We start from the raw sequence: 25,320 nt of genomic DNA, 5'->3' as shown, positions 1-25,320 counted from the left end.
AACTCCTCTGCAACCGTTGCCGTATGAATCGGGCTATGCCAGCATGTGGGACGACCTTTCAGGAGGTAGAGGACGATGCGGGTACTTGTCACAGGTGCCAGTGGTTTGGTGGCCGGCCAGGTCATCCCCGCCCTGGAAAAGCGCCACGAGCTGCGTCTCACCGATCTCGCGGACGGCGATCTGGCCGACGCGGACTTCGCCCGCCAGGTGGCCGACGGCGTCGACGCGATCCTGCATCTGGCCGCCAACCCCAACCCCGACGCGTCCTGGGACGACCTCGCTGGGCCCAACGTGCGCGCCGTGACCAACGTCCTGGACGCGGCCGGTGCCAGGCGGGTGGTGCTGGCGAGCTCCGTCCACGTGATGGGGCAGTACCGGGCCGGCCTCGTCGAGCCCGACCGGCCGCCCAGCCCGTGCTGCAGGTACGGCGCGGCCAAGGCCTTCGCCGAGGCCGCGGGGCGCATGCACAGCCATCGGTACGGCGGAGCCGTCATCTGCCTGCGTCTCGGTGCGACCGTCCCCAAGCCGCCGGCCAAGCAAGCGCTGCCCGCCTGGCTCGCCCCCGACGACCTGCACCGGCTCGTGCTCCTGGCCCTGGAGGCCCCCGTCCGCTTCGAGGTCTGCCACGGCGTCTCGGCCAACACCAGCAGCGTCTGGTCGACGCGCAACAACCTCGGCTACACGCCGGCCTGCGACTCCGAGCCTTACCGCGACCAGACCCCCGACGTGGACGGATGGGGTCCGTGCCCCAGCTACGAGGAGGCCACCCGTTGATCGCTACCTTCGTCGCCGAGACCCACCTCACCGAGGAGCAGGACGCCGCGTTGCGGCCGCTGCTCGCCGCCGCGTTCCCCGACAGGGCCGGCCACTTCGCGCTCCAGTCCTGGTGGCTCGCCCGCCCGCAGTGGCGGCTGTGGTTGAGCGACGGCGATCGACCGATCGCCCATCTCGGTGTGGAACGCCGCCGCATCGGCGTCGGTGACCAGGATGTCTACGTCGCCGGGATCGGCCACGTCTGCACCGACCCGGCGATGCGCGGCAGAGGTCTCGGCGTCGCGCTGATGAACGAGCTGCGCGAGGTTCTCACCGAACGCTTCGGCTTCCTCACCTGCCTCCCACACGTGCAGGGCTTCTACGAGGCCGCCGGATGGGTCCAGGTGCACGCGCCGGTCGTGATGAGCAACGTCTACACGGGAGAGCGCATGACCTCCTCGATCCCCGCCATGGTGCTGGGCGAAGGTTTCCCCGAGGGCGGCCCGATCGACCTGCGCGGGCTGCCCTGGTGAGCGCCGTCGTGAGCGCCGTGGCGGGAGCCGTACGCCGCCTGCTTCCCGATCATCACGATCAGCTGACGCTCGTCGAGCAGCGGGGGGAGGGCGACCGGTTCCGCATCGAGGGTACGACCATCACCGGAACATCGGCGTCCGCCCTGCTCACAGGCGTGCACTGGTATCTGACGCGGGTCGCGGGCGTGAGCACCGGGTGGCCGGGAGACAGCCTGTCACGCCTTCCCGACAAGCTGCCCCAAGCGCCATATATCGTGAAAGAGGCGGTTGTTCAGCACCGGTTCGCGTTGAACGACACCGACGACGGCTATTCGGGGCCGTATCGGGACTGGGCCACCTGGGAGCGGCAGATCGACCTGATGGCCCTGCACGGCATCAACGAGGTGCTCGTCACGGTCGGCATGGAAGAGGTCTATCACCGGACATTCGCCGAATTCGGGTACACCGACGAGCAGCTCCGCGCCTGGATCCCCTCGCCGGGTCACCAGCCCTGGTGGCTGCTGCAGAACATGGCCGCCTTCACCGGGCCGGTCTCGGAGCAGCTCTTCGACCACCGGGTACGGCTGGCCCAGCAGATCGTCACCCGGCTGCGCGAGCTCGACCTCACCCCCGTCATGCCCGGATATTTCGGGACAGTGCCGCCCGGCTTCCCCGGGCGCGTGATCCCGCAGGGCGGCTGGGTCGGCTTCGAGCGTCCCGACTGGCTCGACCCGCGCGACCCGATGTTCGCCCAGGTCGCGGAGGCGTTCTATCGCCACCAGGCCGAGCTGTACGGCGAGACCTCCATGGTCAAGATGGATCTCCTGCACGAGGGCGGCACGCCCGGCGACGTCCCGGTCGCGGAAGCGGATTGAGTAGCGCCCCAGCACATGCTTGCGGCACGACAGGCTGTTCGGCATGCACGTGCAGCCCGCCTCCGAGGCAGACCCGCGAACACCACACCCGTAAGATCGGCGATCTTCAGCACGGCCCAGCCTGGCAGCTGATCACCCAGCGCCACCACCAACTACGGGCCAGAGCCGTTGCTGTTCTTACAGCCCCACCCCGCGGCCCGTTTCTGCCGTATTGGGGTGCCGTTGACCAACATGGCACCAGCCGCCATCGGTCGTTAGGGAGTCGGCGGGTCCACGGCGCGCATGGCGTCGGCGATCCAGGCATAGGGCATGGAGTCATGGTCCTCCTCGGTCGCAGTCCCGTTGATCAGCGCCACCAAGGACAGGTACCGGCCGTGAGCGTCGTCGTAGACAGGGCTCTCGGAGGTGGCTTCCTCTTCGGCGATCTGGCGCATGATGTCGGGTATCTGCCGGTATCCGTCGGCCAGCCGGTTTCGGACTTCGGGGGTGAGCGGCGTGCCGGACAGCGCGGTGGCCGCTTCCATGAAGCGTGTGACGGCCTGCTGAGCCCAGGGGGACCGGGGAGACTCTCCGGCACGGTACGCGGCGAGGAGTTCCTCTACGAGCCGGGCCCCACTCACGTGCATGAAGTCCTGAAACGGCTCGGTCGCCATGACTTGGGTCTCCGGTGTGGACCAGGTGTCTTGCAGGTAGGTGCGGACCGCGTCGCGGAACGCCGGGTTTGACACCAGGTCGGCCAGGTCGATCCACGCCTCGAGCTGGGCGGCCGTGGGGTCCGCAGGCAGGACCGGGCGCATCGTCCGCAACCGGTCGACGAAGCCCTCGGGGACGTCCAGGTCCTCGCCGACGTCGTTCCAGAAATCGTCGATGGTCTGTTCGCGTTCCTCGTCGGTCATCCAGACGAGCTTGTGCATCAGGTCGGCCTGAGCGGTGCCGCCCTGTTTGATCAGGGTCCTGAGCACCGCCCGCCTGGCCCGCAGGGTGCGCTCCTGGCGCTCGACGAACCCCAGGTGCGTGGTGAGCAGGTCGTGCAGGGTCGTGCCGCCTTCGAGCAGGCGGCGAATCTCCTCCAGATCGGTGTCCAGCTCGCGCAGGGTGCGGACGAGTTCCAACCGGGCGATAGCGTGGATGTCGTACATCCGGTGGCCGGCCTCGTTCAGGTCCGTGGGCTCGATCAGCCCGGTGTCGGCGTAGAACCGGACGGCGCTCACGCTCAGGCCGCTGCGGCGCGCGACGTCTCCGATGGGGTACAGCTCGTAGTCGTTCATGGGGCCACTGTGGTACCTCAAGCCGGTTGAGGCGCAAGCCGATTACCATCGATGCCCTGAGTGCCTAATCAGCTTCCCGCTTCTGGCATCTCGGCTCGCGCCGTTGGTTGTTCGACGGCAGGGCGGCCCGTCGCGAGTTCGGGAACCTACTTGTAGGACGCGACGGTGTTCTCCGGCCGGGTGAGCAGGTCCCGGGCTTGCCGGACCTGCTCAGAGGTCATGGCTGGCGGGGCTGCGCGCCGGGCCGCGCGTTCAACATCGAGAAGACCTGCGCCGGCCGGATCGCCTTGCACTTGTCGTAGTGCCTGCGCCACGGCGTGGACTGGTCGAGCCCGAGTCTGCCGCGGTTGATGGCGACGATGCGGTGGCCGGCGGACGAGCCGACGGTTATGGCGGGGTTATGTGGGTGATCGCATGATCTTGAAGTCACCTGCCCCGTCTCGACCGCGAAGGATCGTATGACGAATCACATCTTGCTCGCAGCCGTTTCCTCCCTGGTCATCAGCCTGCTTCCAGGAGGCGTCGCCAGTGCCGCCGCTTCCTCGCAGACGATCATCTGGGCACCGTGCCCCGAGGACACGACCGCCGAATGCGGCACGCTGAAGGTGCCCGTCGACTGGGACACCCCGGGCGGCGCCACTGTCGACATGGCGGTGGCCCGGCGCAAGGCCGCCATCCCGGACGCCCGGGTCGGCTCCTTGGTCGTCAACCCCGGCGGGCCGGGCGGCTCCGGTGTCGACTTCGTGGTGCACGGCAGCAGCTACTTCAGCGCCGAGCTTCGCGGCCGCTTCGACATTGTCGGGTTCGACCCGCGCGGGGTGGGACGCAGCCACCCGGTGATCTGCTCGGCGGCGCTGGTGCGTGAACGTCCACACCCGCCTATCAAGAACCAGACGGACATGGACGCCTGGGTGTCGTTCAACCAGCGACTGCGGGAGGACTGCCGGGCGCGCACCGGACCGCTGTACGACCGCGTGAGCTCGCTGGACGTCGCGCGTGATGTGGAGGCTCTTCGGGCGGCGCTGGGCGACGACAAGCTCACCTATTACGGCGTCTCGCACGGCACCCTGATCGGCCAGGCATACGCCGAGCGCTTCCCCGGCAAGGTCAGGGCGCTCGCGCTCGACTCGAACTTCGACCACAGCATGAACACCGCGAGCTACCTGAACACCACGGCCACCCAGACGGCAGGGGCGTTCGACCAGTTCGTCACCTGGTGTGAGGCAACGGCGTCGTGCGCGCTGAACGGCAAGGACATCCGGGCGTTCTGGAAGAGGCTTCTTGAGCGAGCCGACCGCGGGGAGCTTCACGAGCCGGGTACGCCAGACGTACCCATGGACGCCTTCACGCTGGTGGACACAGCGTTCGCCGGACTTTACAACCCCAACTGGGCGGAACTCGCCCAGATGCTGGCCGCCATCGACAGCGGCAGCCCGGCGATGAGCGCCGCGAAGGACGAGGAGGTGGAGGTCAGTACGCCGGTGTTCTGCCAGGATTTCCACCTGCCGGTCGCCGACTATACGGAGTACGCCTCGCTCCTGCGCCGGCAGGCGCCGCTGGCCAGGGATATGAGGTACAGCCCGCCCGCGCTGAGCCGGATCGCCGGTTGCCTGGGCCAGCCCACGCCCATTCCCAACCCGCAGCACCGCCTGCATGTGGACGCCACCCCGCCCATCCTGCTGGCCTCCTCGCTGAACGACCCCGCCACCGGCTACCTGTGGACGCTCAGCACGGCCAAGCAGATCGGTGCCGAGGCCCGCGTGCTCACGTACGAGGGCTCGGGGCACAGCGTGTACGGCCGGAGCGAGTGCACTATGGGCGCGATCGACCGCTACCTGATCTCGCAGTCGGTCCCGGCCAACGGGGTCCGCTGCCCGGAGGCGCGGCCCTCGATCATGCCCCGAATCCCCTACCGCCTTCTCGACGCGAGCACGCGCGCCGCCGGATGGTGAGCGGACGTGATCACTCGGCCTTGAGCCCGGCCATCGGCTGGTCGCCGCCGTAGGAGCGCAGGGCGAGCTTGTCGGGCTTGCCACCGGGTGTACGGGTCAACCATGAACACCGCGGCCTCCACGACGGCCGGGTGCTCGGTCAGCACGTGCTCGATCGGATGGGAGTACAGGCCAGTCGCCGGTTGGTCCTCGGCCCGGTCGAGCAGGTAGAGGTATCCGTCGAGGTCCAGGCGGCCGACGTCTCCGGTGCGCAGCCAGCCGTCACGCGGTATGACCACGCGATCCTCGTTGTCGAGACGCTCGCGCACCTGTTGCGCCGAGCGCGCCCACACTTCGCCGACGCCGTCGGTGGGCACCTCGCGGCCGTCGCCGTCACGGATGCTCAGCTCGACCCCGGGGGCGGCCGACCCTGTTCGAGGCCAGCCGTGCGGGTGGAACTCGAAGATTCCGGGTTGCGCCGCCCCAGATGTCCATCCAGCGGGCACGTCCGCTCACGGAGGCGGATTTGCGCCGGTTGCTCGCTCCGTCTCCCGCGCCGCGGGACTGAGTGCGCCGGCTCGACCTGCAGCACCGCCACTTCGGAGAGAAGATGCGATTGGGGCATGCCTTCGGCGACTGTGAGGACGACTGCTGGAACGAGCTCACCACTCGCGGTATCAAGACCGAGCGCCGAGCTCGACGCCGACAAGATCCGGTGCCCGGCGCGCGGTCCGGCAGCGTGTAGCGAGGGCGGCGGAAGCCGGTGCCGGTCCGACGCTCCGCCCACGCGTCCGCGTCGCCGGGCCCGTCGTCGGTCCGGACTGCTGTTACTGGATGGGCACCGCGGTGCCCGAGACCTTGACACGAGAGTCGTCGGAAATGGTCGTACACGTCAAAAGGCTGGGCCGTCCCATGTCGACGCCCTGGTGAATGGTGAGAATGGCATCATCTTTGAGGCGTCCCAGCGTACGTAGGTACCCGGTGAAGGCGGCGGCCGCAGCGCCGGTGGCCGGGTCCTCGACGACGCCGCCAGGAGGGAACGGGTTGCGGGCGTGGAAGACGGTGGGGGATTCGGGCCAGAAGAGGTGGACGGTGGTCCATCCCATGTCGGTCATGTGCTTGCCGAGGGCATCGAAGTCGTAGTCGAGATCAGCCAGGCGACGCCGGCTGGCCGCGGCCAGGACGAGATGGTGGTTGCCGGCGTAGGCGACGTGCGGCGGGTATTCGGGGTCCAGGTCGTCTGCCGGCCAGCCCAGCGCGTCCAGCGCGGCCCGTACCTCTTGCTCGGAGGCTTGGCGGGTGGAGGTGGGCGGACTGGTCAAGGTAGCGGTGAACCCACCGGTCGAATCTGCGGCGATTTCCACCGGGACGGGGCCTGCCTGGGTGGCGAGGTCCACGGTTCCTGGACCGATGTGTTCGCCGAGCGCGACCGAGGCGGCGATCGTCGCGTGGCCGCAGAAGGCGACCTCGGCCAGCGGGCTGAAGTACTGAATCCGGTACTGGCGCTCGTCCGTGGGGTGCAGAAAGGCCGTTTCGGAGTAGCCGAGTTCGGCGGCGATGGCGAGCATCTCCGCGTCTGACAACTCTCGGGCATCCCGGACCACTCCGGCGGGGTTACCGCCCGTGGGAGTGGTGGTGAAAGCGGCATACCTCATTACGTCGGTCATACGGTCATCATTACGTATGCGAGCCCGAATCGAATCGGCGGCTGCACCTCGGCGATGCACTGGTCGAGTCGATCAATGAACCCTTTTCATCCTCACGCGCCCTGCCCGAGGCGGTGGTTTTGAAAGACGGTAATGGCCTTGCACAGGTGGCCGGCTTTGGAAGGGCTACAACGTAGCTTACGGAGGATCTTCCAGCTCTTCAGCTGGGCGTTCGCACGTTCGCCGGGTCCGCGATGGCGAGCGTGAGCGATTGGCCCGCTTCTGCGACTCGGGCTTGTCCTTGCCCTTGTACGGGGTGACGACCGGGCCTTCGGCTCCCTGATGCGCACCCTCCTTGTCCGGCACCGGCGGCTCAACAAGAAGAAGTGAACAGAACCGCCGTCCGCGGGACGCCCTCCAGTTCCACAGGTTGGTCAGCGCTACCCGTCACGCGTTTCGTCCGGCTCTTTCGCCATCTCCAGAGCTCAGGTGCCGAACCAGTGCATCGAGAACCACCAGGTCCTCCCCCGGCTCGATCGTCTGCGGGTTCAGCGCGATCGCGTCGTCGGGTACGCCGGACACCCCGACCGCGATCCGCGGGTCCCCGTCCCACAAAGCCTGCACCAGCCCGTCCCGGGTCCAGCCGCTGGTTGTCAGCAATCGGACAACGGCTCGTCCGTGCGGCTGGCCCGCCTCACTCGGGTACCCGCGCTCGGCGACGACACCCGGCAGTTCGCGCAAGCCGGCAATCCACCGGTCGACCATCTGCTCATAGCCCGCGAGCTGTGCCTCCTCGTCCTGCTCCAGCGTCCACTCGACCGCGGCGTACAGCCCGAGCAGCTCCTCCTTCCCGACCTTCATCCCGCGCCCGATCTGCTGATTCGGCGACGCATGCGCCCGGCACCTGTCGACGATCCACCGCTTCCCCAGCACCAGCCCACTGGACTGCGGTCCGCGCAGCCCTTTCCCACCGCTGAAGATCACGGCATCTGCACCGAGCTCCGTGGTGAATCGCCACAGTGAGGAGACCGGTGGAATCTGGGCCGCCGCATCCACGATCACCGGCACAGCCGGTGGACCGGCGGGGCCAGGCGATCCGGTGAGGTCCGGGGTGCTGGCGAGGGTCAGGCCGCCCGGAGTGCCGGCGGGAGTCGAGCCGTCCGGGGTGTCGGCGGAGGTCGGGCCGGCAGAGGGAAGCTCCCGGGCGGCTCGGATCACGTCCTCGATAGGCAAGGCATCCGCTGCGTAGTGGGCGCCGGCGAACCACAGTACGCAGGCGGGGCGTCGTACCAGGGCGGCTCGGAGCTCCTCGATCGACGGGCCGACTTCTACGATGCGGGCGCCGGTCAGGCGGGCCGCGTAGTCGTAGCCGTTGCATTGGCCGGCGAACATGACGACCTCGGCATCGGCCGGGAACGCCTGCGCGGGCTCACCGACACACGACGCGACCGTGAGGGTGATCGCCGCCGCGGCACCGGACGTCACGCAGGCCGCCTCGTTGCGGGTGAGCGCGGCCAAGCGCTCACCGACGTGGTCGTGGAGTTCGGGCAGGTCGACGAAGTGGGCCGCCCCTTCCGTCATCGCCTTCAGCACCGAAGGCGGCATCAGCGAGCCGCCCAGTGCGGTGAGTGTCGCGGAGGCGTTGATGACGGGCCGGACCCCGAACGGATTGGTCATAGGAGGAACTTCGACATCGGTGGTACGCCGGAGAGTTCGGCCAGCCAGGCATCTAGGAAGTCGTTGTCGGTACCATCGAGGTGGGTCAGCTTGTAGACACTCGCGGCAGGAAGGGCCTCGATCAGTGCGGCACACCAGTCGGGATCGTCGACGGCAAGCAACGTCCGAGCGGTCACCGCGGACGCATGCCGGACCGGATCGAAGTAGGCAAGAGTGTTGTCGACGATCTGCGCCGACGAGCCGGCACGCAGGTGGTCGTTGAGCTCCTCGAGCGGATAGCGGCTCGACTTCAGCCGTGCCTCTGCCGCCCGGTAGAACAGCAACTCCGAGACCCGGACCGCGCTGAACCCGGACCGCCGCGCAGCCGTCAGCACCGCCAGGTCGTTCCCACGCACGGCCACCCGCGCCGGATCGACCTCGTCCAGGCTCATCAGGAACTCCGCGGCCCGCAGGCAGTCCGCCGCGATCCCGCGATAGATGTACGACGCCGGGTCGTCGATGCCCATCGTCAACAATCCCGGGTACGCCGCCGAGAACCCTTCGTCGGCCAGCCGCTGACCACGGTGCACCAGGCCGAACACGACGTACCGGCTCCGATCGTTCGGGTGCGGCGTCTCGTTGACGCTCCCGTAGCGCGGCGTCTGCAGGAGCGCGGGGAACGGCCCGTCACCGGCCGGGATGCTGAGATGACCGAAGACGCGGTACGGCCCGGTGCTGGTGAGCCGCACGGTGTAGCTGGTCGCCTCGTCCGTCGTCCGCGCCGGCACCAGGTCGAGCACGGGCCGAGCGGGGATCGCGGCCAGCTCTTCGTCGACGGCGGACCAGTAGCTGTCGAAGTTCATCGGTTCACGACCCCGGGGTGAGGTGTTCGGCAAGGAAGTCCTCCACGATCCGCATCACGCCCGGCAGCCCGGCGTGATGCGCGCAGTGCGGGTAGGTGTGCAAAGTGGTCTCACACGTCAGCACCCGCCGCAGCGCGAACCCGGTCTCCGGCGGGCACACGTCGTCCTCGAGCCCGAGGTACAGCAGCGTCGGCGCTCGCACCTTCGGTGCGAAGTTGAGCCCGTCGTAGTACGCGACCGTCTCCCGCACCCGGTCGACGTCCTTCGGGTGCACCCGCAAGTACTCGTTGATCTCCTCGTACGGATACGACCGGGTCAGTGTCGGCGCGGTCATGATCCCGCACAGGTACGGCGCTCCCGCCGCGACGCACCGGATCACGTCCGGCATGAGCGCGGCCGTCGAGATCCCGAGGCCACCGCCCTGACTCGACCCCTGCAGTCCGATCCGCAGATTGTCGACTTCCGGACGATCGAGCAGCACCTCGACCGCCCGCACCACGTCCAGATAGAACCCGCGATACCCGTACGTGTTGTGGTCGACGATGTTGTGCGTCAGCAAGCCCGGGTAGCCCGGGTTGAACACGTCGTTCGACCGCAGCTTTCCGCGCGGCGCCACCGCGAGCGCGGCGTACCCGAGCTCGGACCATTCCTTCGGGATCGTCGGCTCGGAGATGTAGCCGGGGATCGTCACCAACGCCGGATGCGGGGCCGGCCGATCGCGCGGGACGGTGTACCAGCCTGCGATCCGCAGGCCGCCATAGCTGGTGTAGCGCAGATCGTAGACGATCACCTTGTCCGTGGACAGCGACGGCATTTCGGTGAGGACCGGGTCCAGCGGGTACGACGCGCAGTCCGCAAGGCCGGCCGCCCAGAAGTCGTCGAAGTCGTCCGGCAGCTCGACCTCGATGATCGCGTTCTCGGGGTCTCTCAAAAGCGTTCTCCTCGATGGGGGCGGTGTCTAGACTCGCTGCGGCGCGTGCAGCGCGGTGCCGTCGGAGGCCTTGAACAGATGCAGGCGGTCCTGGTTGAAGCCGACGTACACCGTGCTGTCATGACCCAGCCGGAACGGCACCGGGACGCGGGCCTTCAGCAGCTCGCCGCCGATCCGGACCGTGACGAGCACATCCGGACCGAGCGGCTCGGACACGAACACCTTCCCGGGCTGGTAGCCCGCGACCGGAGTCGGCGACAACGTCACGTCCTCCGGCCGGACGCCCAGGACGACGGCCGGGTCGTCCGGCGAAACGTCGTACCGGCCCAGCTCCTGGCTCAACGCGCCGCTGCGGAAGGTCCGGACGCCGTCGACGTCGGCCAGCTCACCGGTGACGAAGTTCATCGGCGGCGAGCCCATGAACGCCGCGACGAAACGGTTCGCCGGGCGTTCGTAGATCTCCGCCGGCGTCGCGCACTGCTGGACGACGCCGTCGCGCATCACCGCGATCCGGTCCGACATCGTCATCGCCTCGACCTGGTCGTGGGTGACGTAGATGAACGTCCGCGCGACGTCCACGTGCAGCCGCTTGATCTCCGCGCGCATCAGCACCCGGAGCTGCGCGTCCAGGTTGGACAACGGCTCGTCGAGCAGATACGCACCGGCGTCCCGCACGATCGCGCGACCGAGCGCGACGCGTTGCCGTTGGCCACCGGACAGCTCGCGCGGCTTGCGATCCAGCAGGTCCTCGATGTCCAGCGTCCGGGCCGCCTGCAGCACCTGCTCGGCGATCGTCGCCTTGGGCACCCGCATCATCTTCAGCGCGAACCCGATGTTCTGCCGGACCGTCTTGTGCGGGTAGAGCGCGTAGCTCTGGAACACCATCGCGACGTCGCGCTTGTTGGCCGGCAGCCAGCTGACCGGCTTGCCGTCAAAGAAGATGTTGCCCTCGGAGGCCCGTTCCAGGCCGCAGATCATTCGCAGGGTTGTCGACTTTCCACAACCGGACGGGCCGACCAGGGTGAGGAACTCCCGATCCTCGATGGTCAGATTCAGGTCCTTCACCGCGATCTTGCCGCCGAACGACTTGGTGACGCCTTCGAGTCGAACCTCTGCCATCTGTCAGCCCTTCACGGATCCGGCGGCCATGCCCTGGACCAGCTTGCGCTGGAAGAGCAGGGCCAGTACCAGGGGTGGGACGACCGCGAGCACGCCGGCCGCGGCCATCACGGTGAACTGGGTGTTGAAGTCGGTGGCGAAGTTCGCCGCCACCACCGGGATCGTCTTCGCCGCCTTCGTGCTGGTCAGGAACAACGCGAACATGAACTCGTTCCACGCGGTCATGAACGCGAACACCGCGGCCGCGACCAGCCCCGGCGCCGCGACCGGCAGGAACACCGACCACATGGCCCGGAACCAGCCGCACCGATCCACCCGGGCCGCCTCCTCGAGCTCACGCGGCACCGAGCGGAAGAAGTCCTTCAGGATCCAGATCGTGATCGGCAGTGCGAACGTCGTGTACGAAAGGATCAGCGCCAGGTAGGTGTCCAGCAGCCCGAACGTCCGCATCAGCAGGTAGAACGGGATGATGATCGCGATCCCCGGCACCATCCGGGTGAGCAGGTAGAGCACCAGCAGCACCTGACTGCCGCGGAACTTCAGCCGCGAGAACGAGTACGCCGCGAACGTGGCCAGCACGAGATTCAGGATCGCCGTCGAGGTGGCGACGATCAGACTGTTCCGCAAGGAGTACGGCGTCTCGTCGATCGCCCGGCCGCCGACGAGTTGCTGGGCCTCACTCGGATGAAGGAAACCGAGATAGTTCTCCAATGTCGGGTTGACCGGAATCCAGTGCGGCGGAACGGAGATCGCATCCACCTCGTGCATGAAGCTCATCGCGACAATCCAGTAGAACGGCAACACCAGATACAGCGCGAACGCGACCGCCAGCACGTACAGGACGATCTTCTTCCAGGGGATCCGGTAGCGCAGGGGAACCTTCACCACGGTGCTCATACCTCGAAGTTCCCCTTTCGGTAGAGCAGGCCGATGTAGCCGACCGAGATCAAGAGGGTGATCGCGGTGATCACCCAGGCGTAGGCGCTGCCCAGGCCGAAGTCGGTGAAGGTCAGGACGGTCTGCACGTCGAGCAGGGCGATGGTGGTGGTGGCGTCACCCGGTCCGCCACCGGTCAGTACGTAGATGGTGTCGAAGGCGCGGAACGCGTTCATCGTCTCGAGAATCAGCACGATCAGCAGCGGGTGCAGCAACCACGGCAACGTCACCTGGACGAACCGCTGCACCGCACCCGCTCGGTCGACGGTGGCGGCGTCGTACAGCTCCGAGGGGATTGTTGACAGTCCGGCGAGCAGGATGATGACCGAGAACGGGAGCGTGTTCCACACCTGGGCCAGTGCGGTGAACAGGAACGCGCCGGTCCCGGACGTCAACCAGGCGTGATAGTCGTCGATCAGCCCGAGCTGCGTCAGCAGACCGTTCAGGGCTCCGGTCTTCGCGTCGAAGATGGTCCGCCACATCAGGCCGTTCACCACCCCCGGCATCGCCCAGGGCAGCAAAGCCAGGCTGAGCAACAGACCGCGGCCGCGGAACCGCTCGTTCAGCACCAGCGCCAGGATCAGCGCGAGTACGACGGTCAGCCCGAGCACCACGAGGACGAACAGGGCCGACACCTTCAGCGCGGACAGGAAGGCCTGATCGCTGAGCAGGGCCTCGTAGTTGTCGAAGCCGATGAACTGCTTCGCCCGCGGGCGCTTCAGGTTGTTCCGTTGCAGGCTGACCCAGAACGAGTACGCGATCGGGTAGGCGACCAGCAGAGCGATCACGATCATGGCCGGCGCGTTCAGCGCCCAGGCCTTGGCGTTGTCGCCCAGCGGCCGGCGTTCGGCGAGGCCGGCCATCCTCACTTGTACTTCTTCTTCAGCGTGTCAACGGTCTGCGCCAAGCTCGCCACCGCCGCGGCCGGCTGCGTCTGGTTGCTCAGCACGCCCTGCACGACCTTGTGCAGCTCGATTTCGAACTCGGTGTACCACGGCACGCCGAGCACGTTGCGCGGCTTGGCGATCTCGCCCAGGTGGGCGTAGATCGCCGGGTCGGCGAACTTCTTCAGCGATGCGGTGACCTCCGGGTCGGTCGCCATCGACTTGTAGGCGAACCCGAGGCCACGCTGCAGGAACCAGAACTTCGCGGTGTAAGGCTTCTTGTCCGCGTCGAGTCCACCCAGGTAGGTGAGCAGCTTGAACGCGTTGTCCTTCACCTCGGTGTCCTTGGCCAGCGCATAGAGCCGGGTGTTGCTGACCGTCCCGTGCACCTGACCATCGAGGCTCGGTATCAGCGCCATCCGGATCTTGCCCGCGGCCTTGGACTTGGTCGCGTCGTTGTAGTCGCGGCTCGCGTACCGCGCGCCGATCGTGTACGCGTACCGGCTCGCCTTCATCGCGTTGTCGATCGGGACCGCCAGCAGCTGCAGGCAAGCCGGGTCGATGACCTTCGACTTGTTCGCCGCCTGCTGCAGCCAGGCGAAGACGTCCTTCACCACGGTGTCGGTGGTGTTCATGATCGGCGCCTGCTGGTCGTCGAACATGTTGCCGCCGCTGCCGAAGACCAGCGCCCACACCCAGGACCACCAGGTGTCGGACAGTTGCGCCGGAACGCCGATGGGGTACTGCAGGAGGCCGGCGTTCTTGATCTTGATCGCCTGCGCTTCCAGTTCCTCCAAGCTGGCAGGGGGTTTCTTGATCCCGGCCTTGGCAAGGATGTCGGTGTTGTAGGTCAGGCAGTTGGAGTCCGTGTAGTACGGCAGGCCGTAGCGCTTGCCCTGGTACGTCATCGCGGCCGCGTTGCCCGGGTAGATCGCGTCGTACACCTCGTCGACGCCGGCCATGCCGTCGAGCGGCTGCAGGTAGTCCCCCTCGACCCAGGCCGCGAGGGAATCGTCGTACACGTAAAGGGCGTCGGGGCCGCCGCCGCCGGTGAACTCGGCGACTACCTTCTGCACGTACTGCGCACTCGTGATCGGGGTGTAGTTGACCTTGATGTTGCTGGTCTTGGTGAAGTTGTCGAGGTTCTGCTGGACGAGTGCGGCCTCGTAGTCCCAGCCCTCGAACTTCACGCTGCCGTCGCCGGAGCCTCCGGACTTGTCGTTGGAGCAGGCGGACAGCAGGGGCGATGCGGCGGGCAGGGCCAGGCCGAGGCCTGCGTACTTCAGGATCTGGCGGCGGTTGAACTCCATGACTGTCCCTTCAACGCGGGGGGCGCAGTAGTGCTTGGGCGATGCGTAGGCGGTACAGACGCGTCGGGCGTCCTTTCGGATGGTGCTGAGCAGTGCCTTCGACGCTCACCAGGCCCCCAGCGTCGAGTGTCCGGATCAGTCGGCGCCCGCTCTGATCCGTGATGCCGAGATGGTCGGCGAGCTCACCGGGCGAGATCGCGCGACCTTCCAGTTCGTGGTCCAGTGCCGCCAACCGGGAGACGGTCGCGGCACTGAGGCCGACGGACTTCGCGAGCTGTTCGATGTCGTCGCCGTGCTCGCGGTACGAGTAGCTGAGCGCCGCCCGGACCGGACCCATCGGGCCGATGATCACGCCGCTGTCCTCGATCAGGTAGCCGCATGGCCCGCTCTCCCGCTCGGCCCGGGCGGCCGCTTCTTCGGCCAGGGCCACACAGTTGCGGGCGGACGCTCCGACACCGAACCCGGCCGAGACCTGCGCACCGAGCGCCGCGGCCGCCTCGGCGAGCGCGGGCACGGCGACCCAGTTGCGGGTGATGCGCTCGAACAGGGACTTGTGGGCGAAGACGATGACACCGCGCCGGCCGCGGTCCTCGATCCACGCGCCGGCGAACTCGGGGGTGTTGAGCAACAGATTCATCAGGCCGATCCGGGCCCGTTCCTCGTCCTGCGAATGCGAGATCAGGAAGACTCCGGCGGCGAAGCGTTGTGCGCTGGCTCGCTCGGACTCGATCCGGAGCGCGAGCTCGTGCAGTTCGGTCCGGATCGTCGCCGGCACCGGCATGCCGCTCATGATCGGGATCTCGCCGGACAGTTGCTCGCGGACGTCGGCGCGGACGCTGATCACGTAGCTGCGGTCGCCGAACCGGTGGTAGGCGGAACGGTGGAACTCGACGATGTCCTCCACGGATTGGGTGGGGGCATACGGCAGGCAGTCGATGGCGTCGGCGTCGAGTTCGAGCGCGGTGGCGACCGCCTCGACCGCCTCGGCGGGAAAGGTGTCGATGCTGACCGGGGTGCGACCCCAGCCCCGATCCTGGGCGCGATAGAGCGCGAGGGTCAGGTCGAGCGCCGACGAGCGGATCACACCGACCGGGAGGCCGGGTGGGAGGAGTTCGCGGCTGGCCGTGTACGGGACCGGGCCGGCCAGGAAGCCGTCGAGCCGGGTCGTGCTCAGGAACTCGGCGACCTTGGCGCGGATCTCGTCCTCGTGGTCGTAGCTGACCCACTCCAGGTCGACCCCACCGAGCGTGTTCGCGGCTTCCCAGAACAACTCCCTGTGCGTCGAGTGGGTCACCACTCCGATCACAATCGCCACGACGCCCCTTTGCGAACTAGGTTCGAAAATGACTCGTAAGTCCGATGCCGACCAAACTCCCCCGTCCCGGGGTCCAGGTCAAGGGATCAGCCCAAAGAAATTCCCCGGTAACAAGCTGGCCGCCGAGGGCCAGCGGTGTACCGAAGGACGGGTGGTGGTCGGGTCAACGGGGACCGATGGGAGACTTCAGGCGGCGAGCGGGGTCCTGAGGATCTTGGTGGGTGGGTCGGTATGAGCTGGCCCGTCCGCTGGTCGCGGTGGTTCAGGCGAGTCCTCACTTGATGAGGCGGCGGAGGTCAAGGGCGGCGGCGCGGCGGTGGAGCCGGCGGTCGTCGGCTTGGGTGCGGGCGGACGGTCGCCACTCGGCTGGTCTTGGCGGTGGTGCAGCCGAGGACGGCGGGCTTGAGCGCGGGCGGTTTGCTCAGCAACCGGTGTCCGGCGTCGGTGAGGGTGGCGCGCAGTTCGGCGGCGTAGGCGGCATCGGCCAGAATCTGCAGCGGCCCGCGCTCGTGGTCGAGCAGGTCGGAGGCGACGGCGGCGTGGCGGGCCTCGGGATCGACGGCGGAGACGATCCGACCGGGTGGGGTGCAGCGGGCGATCCGCCACCGTCCACCGGTGCCATCGGAGCCGTCGGCCACTTCGACGTCCTGGCCGGCGATCAGGGCCGGCAGGCCGACCGCGTGCTCGGCCGGCTCGTCCAGGTCCTGGCCGGTCAGGCGGTCCAGCAGGGTGAGCGTCGGCGACCAGCCCGCTCACCAGGGTGGCCTTGGCCTCCTCATCGTCCCAGGCGGGCTTCGGCTTGCCAGGGTCGGCATAGTCGTGGGCATGCCAGTGCGCCGCGACGAGCGCGGCGGCCCCAGGTACCTGGCGGGCCACCCGGCGGATCGCGGCGATCAGCTGGGTGATGGTGCAGGGCTCGAATGTTCGAGCCCTGCACGTTCATACCAAGATCCCGCGCGATCAGGTTCGCTGCGGGCCATTCGCTCAGCTGCCGGCGGCCGCCTTCTTGATCAGCTCGGCGACGGCCTCCGGCCGGGAGATGTAGATGGCGTGGCTGCCGTCGACTTCGATCACCGTGGCACCCGCACGCTCGGCCATCGCCCGCTGAGCCGGCGGCGGGATCGTCTGGTCACCGGTGGCCACGAGGTACCAGCTGGGCTTGGAGCGCCAGGCAGGTTCGGTGACGGCGCCGCCGACCGCGCCGACGGCCCACGGCACCTGCGAGTCGGCCATGAACGCGGCCTGCTCCGCGGGCAGGTCACCCGCGAAGGCGCCGTGGAACTTGTCCCGATCGAGAACGAGGAACCCGTCGCCCAGGGGCACGATCGGCGGCGCCGGCGCGCCCGGCGGCGGGTCGGCGATGAGCGTCTGCACGGATTCCCCCTTGTCGGGCGCGAACGCGGCGACATAGACAAGTGCCGCAACTCGCGAGTGGGTGCCGGCCTCACTGATGACCGAGCCGCCGTAGGAATGCCCGACGAGCACGGTCGGGCCGTCCTGACGGTCCAAGATCTGCCGGACGGCCTCGGCGTCGCCCTCCAGCGTCAGCGTGGGGTTCTGGACAACGCTGACCCGGTAGCCGTCCCGCTTGAGCAGGTCGTACACCGCCTGCCAGCCCGATCCATCGACGAAAGCGCCGTGCACGAGCACGACGTTGACCGCGGTGGGCCTCATGACGCATCCTCCTTGCTTACCTGTGCGATGCAGACCTGGCTGGACTTCGACGTCAAGCGTCGGTCAGGTGCATCGCCTCGTCACTCACGCCCGAAGCGTATGAGTGCGTACTGCATAGGCACTGACCAGAAACTGACCCCAGCGCACGGCCCCTTTCCTTACACCCGCGTGGCCTCGGGCGGTGGGGCGCTGGAAGAAGTACCGGCCCGGCCCTCAGACACCTGCTACCACCGCGGCGCCCAGCCCCAGCAGGACGACGCCGGTGGTCACGCTGAGTCCCCGCAGGACGGTCGGCTGCGACACCAGGGCTCGCCCTCGGCTGACGGCCCAGGTGAACACCATGTACCAGGAGGCGCTGACGAGCGCCCACAGGGCTCCTAGTGCGACGGTTGACAGGAACACCGGGCCTTCCGCGGTCACGAACTGGGGCAGCACCGAGACGGCGAACACGCCCGCCTTGGGGTTGCCGAGGTTGGTGATCAGGCCGGTGAGATATCCGCCCGCGAAGCCGGTGCTGCGCCCGCCCTCGCGGGGCGGGCGGGTGGAGACGGTGGTGAGCGCGGTCCGTAGCGTCTTCACCCCGAGGATCATCAGCACGATGCCGCCTGCGATCCGGAGCACCGCGTACGCGGTGGGGCTGGCCAGCAGGACGGCGGACAGCCCGGCCGCGGCCGCCGTGGACCACAGCAGGAAGCCGCTGGCATTGCCCGCGAGCGTGCCTCGGAGCGTACGTTGGCCGCCTTCCAGAACCTGCCGGATCATCAGGGCTTGACTCGCGCCTGGCAGCATCGCCAGCAGCAAGGTGGTGGCGATGAAGACGGGCACATGCGTGGGCATGGGAAAAGAACCCCTTCCGGGGATTGCGACCGATGGGTGTACCACCAGGCTTCCTGTCTCACGCCCCTAAGAGAAGTTAAAAGAGAAGGGTGCAGCGTTAGGATTAGTGAATGCTGGTGGATCCGGGACAGCTGCGGCTTCTCGCGTTGATCGAGCGGCACGGCTCCCTGACGGCGGCGGCTCACGCACTCCGACTCACGCCCGCGGCGGTCACCCAGCAGGTGGCCAAGGCCGAGCGCGACTGGCAGGTGCCCCTGGTCATCCGTGGTCCTCGCGGAGCAACGCTCACCACGGCCGGTGCGCTGCTCGCCTCCCACGGTCGAACTGTGGAGGAGGCATCGGACAGGGCCGAGGCGGAACTGGCCGCGCTGCTCGGCCACCTCTCGCTCCGTCTGCGGATCGGGACGTTCCAGGCGGCTGCCCTGCACCTGCTGCCACCCGCCCTGACGGCCCTGCGGCACCGCCATCCGGACGCCGACGTCTCGGTCGTAGACGTGGTGTCCGGACGCGGAGCGGACGAGATCAGCGCGGGGCGCCTGGACCTCGCCATCGTCGCGTCCTGGGGCACACCGCTCGCTCCGCCCCCACACCTACGGGCACACTCGCTCCTGTTGGACCCGATGGTCGTGGTTCTTCCCGATGACCACCCACTGGCCACCGGGCAGCCCGCGGACACCGAACTTCACCTGGAACAACTGCGCGACGAATCGTGGGTTTCCATCCTGGCCGGCCATGCCGCCCGCGAACAGTTCCACGACGCTGCCCGCGAGGCCGGCTTCACTCCCACCGTGCGGTTCGAGACCGAGTCCTACGACGTCGCCCAGGCCCTCGTCGGCACAGGCATCGCAGTGGCCCTGGTCTCGCGCCTGGCCCTGACCCATGCGCCTGGCACCACCCATCGCGAACTGGCCCACCCCAGGCCCAACCGCCGGCTCTACGCCGTGACCAAAACCGACGCCGGCCTCACACCACTCGCAGACATGCTCATCGACCTCCTACGTGATGTCGCCCGCGACATCACCGCCACCTGGGAGGCTCCCCTGCAAGAAAGGCAACGCTCATCGAACTCACCGCACGGAGCCTGAAAAGCCCCCGGTTGTGAATCGGAGCGGCCGGCCCCGCTCCGACCGACCATCGACGCCGGCAGCCGGCTCGGCTGTACCCGTTGGCGGGTCAGTGCGCGAGCACGTCCGGGAAGCCGAACGTCGCGGCCAGCGCGGGGTCGTGGAACTTGATCACGCGGGAGATGCCGGTGGCGGTGGGGGCCAGCACCACGACGCCGTCGGCTCGGAGAACGCCGTCCGCATCCCGGTGGTACACGATGGCGGCGGGTTGGCCGTTGGCGGTGGTCGCGCTCATCCGCCAGCCGCCCGGTGTGCCCAGCACGTACGCGTCGAGCATGTGGATGCACCTCGCCCGGCCCGCCTGCCATTCGCGGAATGGCGTCGCCTCCAGCGTGGCGTCCGTGCGCAGCACCTGTTCCAGCAGGCCGGCATCGGAGCGCTCGAAGGCCGCGATGTAGCCGTCGAGCAGCGCGCGTGCCCGTGGGTCGGTCGGTTCGAGCAGTTCCGCGGGCTCCGGCTTCAATTCGTCCAGCCGGGCACGGGCGCGCTGCAGCCCGCTCTTGACCGCCGCCGTGGTGGTGTCGAGGATCTCCGCGGTCTCGGCCGCCGAGAACGCCAGCACCTCGCGCAGGATGAGGATCGCACGTTGGCGGGCGGGCAGGTACTGCAGGCTCACGATGAGCGCCAGCCGCAGCGACTCGCGTTCGACCACCACCGCAGCCGGATCGTCGGCGGGCGGGGCGATCCATGCGTCCGGCAGCGGTTCCAGCCACGAGACCTCGCCCGGCGCGATGGGACTCGGCGGGCGATCGGGTCCGTCGTACGAGCCTGTCAGGCCTGAGGGCAGCACCCGGATCGGGCGCGGCTTCAACGCTGTCAGGCAGACGTTGGTGGCGATCTTGTAGAGCCAGGACCGAATCGACGCCCGGCCCTCGAATCCGGAGTAGGACCGCCACGCCCGCAGATAGCTCTCCTGCACCAAGTCCTCGGCGTCGTGTGCCGAGCCGACCATGCGGTAGCAGTGCGCCAACAGCTCCCGGCGGAACCGCTCGGTCTCGGTGGTGAACCGGTCTCGATTCGGTGCCACCCGCAGATGCGATGTCACGCCGCGAGCCTAGTGCTGCCACACATCCGAGCGTGGTCCACGTGGCGATGCCTCCGACGACGCCAGGCCCCGCCTCGGCCACCATCGACGACGCGGGTACTCTCCCGGAAAGGCGGCATCTGCGATCAGACCTCGTCGAGCTGCAGGATCATGCCGCGGAAGGTCGCGTGTGGGGCCAGGTTCGCCACGGCATCCTCGGCGGTGCGCCGGCCGATCTCGGACCCGAGCGCGGCTTCCAGCGCAGCCATGTCGTCCCAGTCCAGCATCACGACCATGTAGCACGGCTCTCCGATCACGGCTGCCGGCTCATGACTGCGCGTGTAACGGCGCAGGCCCGGATACTGTTTCGCCAAGGGGATGTGGACATCGGTGTAGTGACGTTCGAATGCTTCGACGTCGGATGGGGTGTCGTACATCACGACGAATCGCGCCAGCTGCTTGGCGGCCGGGTCCACGGTTGCAGTCATCTGTTCAACTCCTGTCATGGGAACCTCCGGTGTGCGGCGTCACCGGCTCAGTACAAAGGGGCTTTCTCAGGGCAACAGGGCCAGTTTGCCGACGGTGGCCCTGGCTTCCAGTTCCGTCAGCGCCTTCGGGCCGTCGGCCAGTTCGTACACGGTGGGCAGGCTGGGGGCGAGCACGCCGGCCGCGATCAGCGCGGACAGCTCACCCATGAGCTCACCGAAGATCTGCGGCGCGGCCTGGATCAGCACGCCGATATTGAGGCCGATGACGTGGACCTGGTGCTTGTACACCAGCTCCCAGTTGGTGATCGGGGCTTCGCCGCCTGCCGCGCCGTAGACGACGACCCGGCCGGTGACCCGCTTGGCCGCGGCCAGGCTGGCGGCGAAGGTGACGCCGTCGGCCGACTCCAGGACCACATCGACGCCGGAACCGCCGGTCAGCTCCGTCACCTCGGCGGCGAGGTCGCCGCCGAGAGAGTCCAGAACGTGGTCGGCTCCCAGTGCCAGCACCGTCTCGTGCTTGCCCGGCGAGGCGGTGGCGATGACCGTCGCACCGTAGTGCTTGGCCATTCTCACCGCGGCCTGGCCGGTCCCGCCCGCCGCGGCGTGGATCAGCACAACGTGCCCGGCAGCGATGCCGCCCAGAGGCTTGAGCGCGGCCAGCGCGGTGGGCCAGTTCACGACCAGGCCCAGCGCCTGCTGCTCCGTCCAGCCCGAAGGCACCGGCACCGCCGCAGCCGCGGGCAGGACCATGTACTCCGCGAAAGCGCCGTCTCCGACGCCGACGACACGGGCCCCCGGTTGCGGGCCGGTCACCGCCTCACCCACCGCGACGACCTCACCTGCGGCCTCGAAACCCGCCAGGTACGGTGGCCGCGGGCCGTCCAGGAACGTGCCGTGGGCCTTCGAGATGTCGGCGAAGTTGACCCCGGCGGCGGTGACGCGGATCAGGACCTCGCCCTGGCCGGGGCTCGGCACCGGCGCGTCGGTGATCAGACGCATGTCCTGCGGGCCGTTGAGGGACGTCTGCTGCAGCGCGCGCATGGTCGCGGGAATGCTCATTGGCGATCAGGCCTTCTGTCTCGGCGTACATGAGAGAGACCGACCGGCCCGTTGCGCGGGCCGCGCCTCTCACCATGTAGACCCCGGCCACCACAAAAAGGAATCGACCTCTTCGTCTGCCGGTGCGTGGCCGCGAACCTGCGCCGCGCTCCCTTTCACCATGGCTGAGGGTAAACCGCTGGTCCGGCCGACGCGTGATCATTAACATCGTCGGGCGTGGCACCAGAGATTCTCCCGGGCGGGACGGCGGCCGCCGACGGGGACAAGGCTGAGGCCTCCGAGCACGGTCGTATCGCCGACGAGATGCTGGACCGGTGGGGTGGGCTGGCCTCCGGGCTGCCGCTGCTGGGCGCCGCCTCGGACGAGGAGGACGAGTACGGTTTGCGGCATCTGGTTCGGCATCTGGCCGCGGCGGGTCGTGACGAGGACGTGCACCGCCTGCTGGCCTGCGAGCGTCCCGCTCCGGGACGGGCCGGCGCGGTGAACACGTGGTTCGACGCCCGCGACCGCATCGGCCAGGCCGAGGACTACCTCGCCGACCTGGAGCTCGCGCGGCGGCTGGCCCGCAAAGCCACCGACGTCGCCATCGCCGCCGGTCGGACGGCCCCCTCGCTCGGGTTGGAGATGCGTTACGCATTGATGGCGGTCTGCGCGCGGTTCACGGGGACCCGAACCTACGACGTGCTGCCCCCGATGCTGGTCGAAGCCGGGATCTGGGACGTCACGCGGGCGCTGACCGCCGCGCGGCGCGAAGACGGTCACGAGCGGCGCGCCGGGTACCTGTCCGCGCTGCTGCCTCACCTGCCGGCCAAGGAGCGGCAGCGGGTGCTGCACGAACTGCTCCACCCGGGATTCCCGAACGTGCTCCGCGAGGTGTGGCCGCAACTGAAGGCGGATGAGTTCGCCCACGTACTGACCGTCCTGGAGAACGACGACCCGTGGTACGTGAGTCATCAGCTGGAGGAGCTCACCCCGCACCTGCCGCCCGAGCTGCTGGGACGGGCGGTCGCGCTGGCCGTGGCGCTGCCCCTGGACCATCGCCGTGACCAGGCCCTGGCGGCGCTGGCTCCGCACCTTCCGCCCGCGCTGGCGCGTGCGGCCCTGCCCGCCGCGATGGAGCTGGCGGACGGACGCGACCGGGCCCGCGTGCTGTCCGAGCTGATCCCGCGGCTCCCGGACCAGGACCGGCCGGAGACGCTGACCGCGCTGCGCGCCGCCGTCGCCGCGATCGATCCTCAGGCCGAGGTGAGGCTGTGGCGCCGGGGCGAACTGCTGGCCCTGCTGCCCGCGGCGAAACGCCCGGCGGCGCTGGCCGACCTCCCGACCGACTCGTGGGACCGCGCCGAGCTCCTGATGCACGCGGCCGAGCGCGTACCCGTGCGGGAACGCGCCCCACTGTCGGCCGCCGCGCTGACGGCGGCGCGCGACATCGCCGATCCGCTGGTCCGAGCCCGCGTCCTGATCCAGCTCGCCGAACTGCTTCCCCTCGAAGAGCAGGCCGCCGCGCTCGCCGAGGCACACACGGCGTCGCGCGAGATCACCGAACCGCCCTACGGCGCGTGGGTGCTCACCGAAATGCTCGAACCGCTGCCTGCCCACCAACGGCACGCCGTGCTGGCCGAGGCGCTGACGATCACACGGTCGCTGCCCGCCTACGACGTCGACGACGGCCGAAGAGACTGGGACGACCGCGCGCGGCTTCTCATGGAGATCTCCACCTGGCTGTCCCCCGACGAGGCCGAGGAGGTGCTCGCCGAGGCTCTCGACCTGATTCGCGCGGTCGACGACGAGGACCAGAGATTCCACGGCCTCCTCGCCATCGCCGAACTCCTGACCGGACGACGGCGCCACGCTGCCATGGCCGAGGCGCTGGACATCCGGCTCGGGGACGTCGGTTACGAGAACTACTTCCACGGTCAGCTTGCGCGAATGGCACCACTCCTGCCTGAGGACCTCATGGTCAGAGCACTGAACGAGCTCCATGGACTGAACCGCCCGGGATACCTGGGCCGCACCCTGCTCGGTGTCGCCGAGCACCTGTCAGGCCTCGCGGTCGACCGCGGTCTGGACATCGCCCGCAAGCTCACCGAACGCCCCCATTACCAGGCTGCCGCGCTCGCTGCCCTCGCCGACCGGCTGCCCTCCGCCGAACGCCGCGCGGTCCTGCGCGAGGCCGAGGCCATGGCCCGCAAGAATCGGCAGGGCATGATCCACGTCGCGCGCCGCGTCCCGATCGGACGCCGTGCCGCGCTGCTCGCCGAGGAATTGTCTTTCCGCCAACGCGGCTTCCGGGCCGACCAAGACGAGGCGCTGGCCTCCCTCCCCGATGAGGCGGCCCGTCCGGTCCCGTTCGCTTATGTCCCGGTGCCGGTTCTGGACCGCAGATGGGACGAGGACGGGCAGATCCTGCTGCGCCGGGCTCAGCGCGCATGGCGGCGCGGCGCGGGCCGCACCGTGGTGATCGGGATCGTCCGTACGGCGCTCGAGAAGTACGGCCACCAGGATCCCCCGGGCTCGGCCGCCCTGACGAGCGCCGCCCGGGACCTCGGCGGCCCCCTGGCCGAATGCGAGTATCGAAGAGCCGTGCACGACATCTATCGCTGGTGGTCTTAGGGTCCGTGGCGGCTTCAGCGAGAACCAGCCCCCGCGCCACGGACAGTCTCGAGGCGACCGTAACTTGGAGCGACGCCCCAGGCGTTGATGCAGGGGCCGTCACTTACCGTTGGACGGGAGTTGCCAAGGCCATTGGCGCTCGCCGTCGGGGTGGACGAGCTTCCCGGAAGCGAATACCGCATACTGCGCCCTCCATCCGTAACGGTAGTCCGGGTCATCGGCAAACGGCAGCGCCAGGGACCTGACCTGCAGGCACGGCCATGCTTCGACGCTGATGTCGTGGTAGCCGCCCCATGCGTCGAGCTGGTGTGCACGGCCGTGCCACTTCGTGATCGTCCCATGGTCTTGTGGTGAGTCGGGCTAACCTGACCGCCGCGCAACGGGCGGTGCCGGAGCCGTTGCCGCCGGTGTGCGGACTGTTCCGCCGCCGGCAGCGGGGCGCGCAAGAACGTCTGCCAGGAGGTGTCGACGCTTCGGCCGGACGATCTGACGCCGCAGCACC

General features: G+C 68.6%; 23 protein-coding genes and 1 pseudogene. 6 read left to right on the top strand and 18 right to left on the bottom strand.

What is annotated here, in order from left to right; all coding sequences use genetic code 11:
- Nucleotides 1-75 precede the first annotated feature (75 nt).
- The 3 genes from ACIHFD_RS34050 to ACIHFD_RS34040 are packed head-to-tail and all read left to right on the top strand — an operon-like array spanning nt 76 to nt 2,140.
- Complete coding sequence (locus ACIHFD_RS34050) at nt 76-774, top strand: NAD-dependent epimerase/dehydratase family protein (RefSeq protein WP_397370409.1); 699 nt, start codon at nt 76-78, stop codon at nt 772-774.
- Complete coding sequence (locus tag ACIHFD_RS34045) at nt 771-1,286, top strand: GNAT family N-acetyltransferase (protein WP_397370408.1); 516 nt, start codon at nt 771-773, stop codon at nt 1,284-1,286. The genes ACIHFD_RS34050 and ACIHFD_RS34045 overlap by 4 nt, the downstream gene beginning before the upstream one ends.
- The gene (locus ACIHFD_RS34040; RefSeq protein WP_397370407.1) at nt 1,283-2,140 is read left to right on the top strand and encodes an alpha-N-acetylglucosaminidase TIM-barrel domain-containing protein; all 858 of its coding nucleotides are present in this window, start codon (nt 1,283-1,285) and stop codon (nt 2,138-2,140) included. The genes ACIHFD_RS34045 and ACIHFD_RS34040 overlap by 4 nt, the downstream gene beginning before the upstream one ends.
- 254 nt (nt 2,141-2,394) lie before the next feature.
- Here the strand turns inward: ACIHFD_RS34040 and ACIHFD_RS34035 are convergent, their stop codons facing one another.
- Nucleotides 2,395-3,408 (bottom strand): MerR family transcriptional regulator, encoded by a 1,014-nt coding sequence (locus ACIHFD_RS34035; RefSeq protein ID WP_397370406.1) that lies wholly within the window; start codon nt 3,406-3,408, stop codon nt 2,395-2,397.
- A gap of 458 nt (nt 3,409-3,866) precedes the next feature.
- Between ACIHFD_RS34035 and ACIHFD_RS34030 the strand changes: the two genes are divergently transcribed.
- Complete coding sequence (locus tag ACIHFD_RS34030) at nt 3,867-5,360, top strand: alpha/beta hydrolase (RefSeq protein WP_397370405.1); 1,494 nt, start codon at nt 3,867-3,869, stop codon at nt 5,358-5,360.
- Here ACIHFD_RS34030 and ACIHFD_RS34025 read toward each other — a convergent pair.
- From ACIHFD_RS34025 to ACIHFD_RS33960, 14 genes and pseudogenes are all read right to left on the bottom strand, one after another.
- Complete coding sequence (locus tag ACIHFD_RS34025; protein WP_397370404.1) at nt 5,318-5,845, bottom strand: hypothetical protein; 528 nt, start codon at nt 5,843-5,845, stop codon at nt 5,318-5,320. The genes ACIHFD_RS34030 and ACIHFD_RS34025 overlap by 43 nt on opposite strands.
- A 321-nt stretch (nt 5,846-6,166) precedes the next feature.
- Entirely contained in the window at nt 6,167-6,994 is an 828-nt protein-coding gene (locus ACIHFD_RS34020) for a PhzF family phenazine biosynthesis protein (RefSeq protein WP_397370541.1), read from the bottom strand.
- A gap of 104 nt (nt 6,995-7,098) precedes the next feature.
- Nucleotides 7,099-7,309: pseudogene (locus ACIHFD_RS34015) on the bottom strand (transposase family protein); the annotation flags it as partial.
- A 123-nt stretch (nt 7,310-7,432) separates the two neighbouring features.
- Nucleotides 7,433-8,662 (bottom strand): hypothetical protein, encoded by a 1,230-nt coding sequence (locus ACIHFD_RS34010; protein WP_397370403.1) that lies wholly within the window; start codon nt 8,660-8,662, stop codon nt 7,433-7,435.
- On the bottom strand, nt 8,659-9,504 hold the full coding sequence (locus ACIHFD_RS34005; RefSeq protein ID WP_397370402.1) for an acetylxylan esterase: 846 nt from the start codon (nt 9,502-9,504) through the stop codon (nt 8,659-8,661). The genes ACIHFD_RS34010 and ACIHFD_RS34005 overlap by 4 nt, the downstream gene beginning before the upstream one ends.
- 4 nt (nt 9,505-9,508) lie before the next feature.
- The gene (locus ACIHFD_RS34000; RefSeq protein ID WP_397370401.1) at nt 9,509-10,435 is read right to left on the bottom strand and encodes an acetylxylan esterase; all 927 of its coding nucleotides are present in this window, start codon (nt 10,433-10,435) and stop codon (nt 9,509-9,511) included.
- A gap of 27 nt (nt 10,436-10,462) precedes the next feature.
- Nucleotides 10,463-11,554, bottom strand: coding sequence for an ABC transporter ATP-binding protein (locus tag ACIHFD_RS33995; protein WP_397370400.1), 1,092 nt, complete (start codon nt 11,552-11,554; stop codon nt 10,463-10,465).
- 3 nt (nt 11,555-11,557) lie between these two features.
- The gene (locus tag ACIHFD_RS33990) at nt 11,558-12,451 is read right to left on the bottom strand and encodes a carbohydrate ABC transporter permease (RefSeq protein WP_350736138.1); all 894 of its coding nucleotides are present in this window, start codon (nt 12,449-12,451) and stop codon (nt 11,558-11,560) included.
- Entirely contained in the window at nt 12,448-13,353 is a 906-nt protein-coding gene (locus ACIHFD_RS33985; RefSeq protein WP_397370540.1) for a carbohydrate ABC transporter permease, read from the bottom strand. Before ACIHFD_RS33985 ends, ACIHFD_RS33990 begins: the two co-directional genes overlap by 4 nt.
- A gap of 2 nt (nt 13,354-13,355) precedes the next feature.
- The gene (locus tag ACIHFD_RS33980) at nt 13,356-14,684 is read right to left on the bottom strand and encodes an extracellular solute-binding protein (protein WP_397370398.1); all 1,329 of its coding nucleotides are present in this window, start codon (nt 14,682-14,684) and stop codon (nt 13,356-13,358) included.
- Between the two features lie 10 nt (nt 14,685-14,694).
- Complete coding sequence (locus ACIHFD_RS33975; RefSeq protein ID WP_397370397.1) at nt 14,695-15,999, bottom strand: hypothetical protein; 1,305 nt, start codon at nt 15,997-15,999, stop codon at nt 14,695-14,697.
- A gap of 296 nt (nt 16,000-16,295) precedes the next feature.
- Nucleotides 16,296-16,637 carry a hypothetical protein gene (locus ACIHFD_RS33970; protein WP_397370396.1) on the bottom strand — a complete coding sequence of 114 codons (342 nt, stop codon included), beginning with the start codon at nt 16,635-16,637 and terminating at the stop codon, nt 16,296-16,298.
- A gap of 346 nt (nt 16,638-16,983) precedes the next feature.
- Complete coding sequence (locus tag ACIHFD_RS33965; protein WP_397370395.1) at nt 16,984-17,673, bottom strand: alpha/beta fold hydrolase; 690 nt, start codon at nt 17,671-17,673, stop codon at nt 16,984-16,986.
- 213 nt (nt 17,674-17,886) lie between these two features.
- Entirely contained in the window at nt 17,887-18,510 is a 624-nt protein-coding gene (locus ACIHFD_RS33960) for a LysE family translocator (protein ID WP_397370394.1), read from the bottom strand.
- Nucleotides 18,511-18,620: 110 nt separating this feature from the next.
- Here ACIHFD_RS33960 and ACIHFD_RS33955 point away from each other — a divergent pair, with 110 nt between their 5' ends.
- Nucleotides 18,621-19,595 (top strand): LysR family transcriptional regulator, encoded by a 975-nt coding sequence (locus ACIHFD_RS33955; RefSeq protein WP_397370393.1) that lies wholly within the window; start codon nt 18,621-18,623, stop codon nt 19,593-19,595.
- A gap of 88 nt (nt 19,596-19,683) precedes the next feature.
- Here the strand turns inward: ACIHFD_RS33955 and ACIHFD_RS33950 are convergent, their stop codons facing one another.
- The 3 genes from ACIHFD_RS33950 to ACIHFD_RS33940 all read right to left on the bottom strand — a co-directional run bounded on the left by ACIHFD_RS33950 (nt 19,684) and on the right by ACIHFD_RS33940 (nt 22,205).
- Nucleotides 19,684-20,679 (bottom strand): RNA polymerase subunit sigma-70, encoded by a 996-nt coding sequence (locus tag ACIHFD_RS33950; RefSeq protein ID WP_397370392.1) that lies wholly within the window; start codon nt 20,677-20,679, stop codon nt 19,684-19,686.
- A 125-nt stretch (nt 20,680-20,804) separates the two neighbouring features.
- The gene (locus ACIHFD_RS33945; protein WP_397370391.1) at nt 20,805-21,146 is read right to left on the bottom strand and encodes an EthD family reductase; all 342 of its coding nucleotides are present in this window, start codon (nt 21,144-21,146) and stop codon (nt 20,805-20,807) included.
- Nucleotides 21,147-21,212: 66 nt separating this feature from the next.
- Nucleotides 21,213-22,205, bottom strand: coding sequence for an NADPH:quinone oxidoreductase family protein (locus tag ACIHFD_RS33940; protein WP_397370390.1), 993 nt, complete (start codon nt 22,203-22,205; stop codon nt 21,213-21,215).
- A 216-nt stretch (nt 22,206-22,421) separates the two neighbouring features.
- On the opposite strand from ACIHFD_RS33940, the gene ACIHFD_RS33935 reads away from it, so the two are divergent.
- Nucleotides 22,422-24,818, top strand: coding sequence for a hypothetical protein (locus tag ACIHFD_RS33935; RefSeq protein WP_397370389.1), 2,397 nt, complete (start codon nt 22,422-22,424; stop codon nt 24,816-24,818).
- Nucleotides 24,819-25,320 lie beyond the last annotated feature (502 nt).

It is taken from the genome of Nonomuraea sp. NPDC051941, assembly GCF_044593615.1.
The sequence above is the reverse complement of the archived record's forward strand: the minus strand, read 5'-3'. Positions and strand labels throughout refer to the sequence as shown.

Bases quoted from the DNA above. Each gene is read 5' to 3' on its own strand.
- ACIHFD_RS34050 (WP_397370409.1), top strand. From the start codon at position 76: ATGCGGGTACTTGTCACAGGTGCCAGTGGTTTGGTGGCCGGCCAGGTC.
- ACIHFD_RS34035 (WP_397370406.1), bottom strand. From the start codon at position 3,408: ATGAACGACTACGAGCTGTACCCCATCGGAGACGTCGCGCGCCGCAGC.
- ACIHFD_RS34030 (WP_397370405.1), top strand. From the start codon at position 3,867: ATGACGAATCACATCTTGCTCGCAGCCGTTTCCTCCCTGGTCATCAGC.
- ACIHFD_RS34020 (WP_397370541.1), bottom strand. From the start codon at position 6,994: ATGAGGTATGCCGCTTTCACCACCACTCCCACGGGCGGTAACCCCGCC.
- ACIHFD_RS34010 (WP_397370403.1), bottom strand. From the start codon at position 8,662: ATGACCAATCCGTTCGGGGTCCGGCCCGTCATCAACGCCTCCGCGACA.
- ACIHFD_RS34005 (WP_397370402.1), bottom strand. From the start codon at position 9,504: ATGAACTTCGACAGCTACTGGTCCGCCGTCGACGAAGAGCTGGCCGCG.
- ACIHFD_RS33995 (WP_397370400.1), bottom strand. From the start codon at position 11,554: ATGGCAGAGGTTCGACTCGAAGGCGTCACCAAGTCGTTCGGCGGCAAG.
- ACIHFD_RS33990 (WP_350736138.1), bottom strand. From the start codon at position 12,451: ATGAGCACCGTGGTGAAGGTTCCCCTGCGCTACCGGATCCCCTGGAAG.
- ACIHFD_RS33985 (WP_397370540.1), bottom strand. From the start codon at position 13,353: ATGGCCGGCCTCGCCGAACGCCGGCCGCTGGGCGACAACGCCAAGGCC.
- ACIHFD_RS33980 (WP_397370398.1), bottom strand. From the start codon at position 14,684: ATGGAGTTCAACCGCCGCCAGATCCTGAAGTACGCAGGCCTCGGCCTG.
- ACIHFD_RS33965 (WP_397370395.1), bottom strand. From the start codon at position 17,673: ATGAGGCCCACCGCGGTCAACGTCGTGCTCGTGCACGGCGCTTTCGTC.
- ACIHFD_RS33960 (WP_397370394.1), bottom strand. From the start codon at position 18,510: ATGCCCACGCATGTGCCCGTCTTCATCGCCACCACCTTGCTGCTGGCG.
- ACIHFD_RS33955 (WP_397370393.1), top strand. From the start codon at position 18,621: ATGCTGGTGGATCCGGGACAGCTGCGGCTTCTCGCGTTGATCGAGCGG.
- ACIHFD_RS33945 (WP_397370391.1), bottom strand. From the start codon at position 21,146: ATGACTGCAACCGTGGACCCGGCCGCCAAGCAGCTGGCGCGATTCGTC.
- ACIHFD_RS33940 (WP_397370390.1), bottom strand. From the start codon at position 22,205: ATGAGCATTCCCGCGACCATGCGCGCGCTGCAGCAGACGTCCCTCAAC.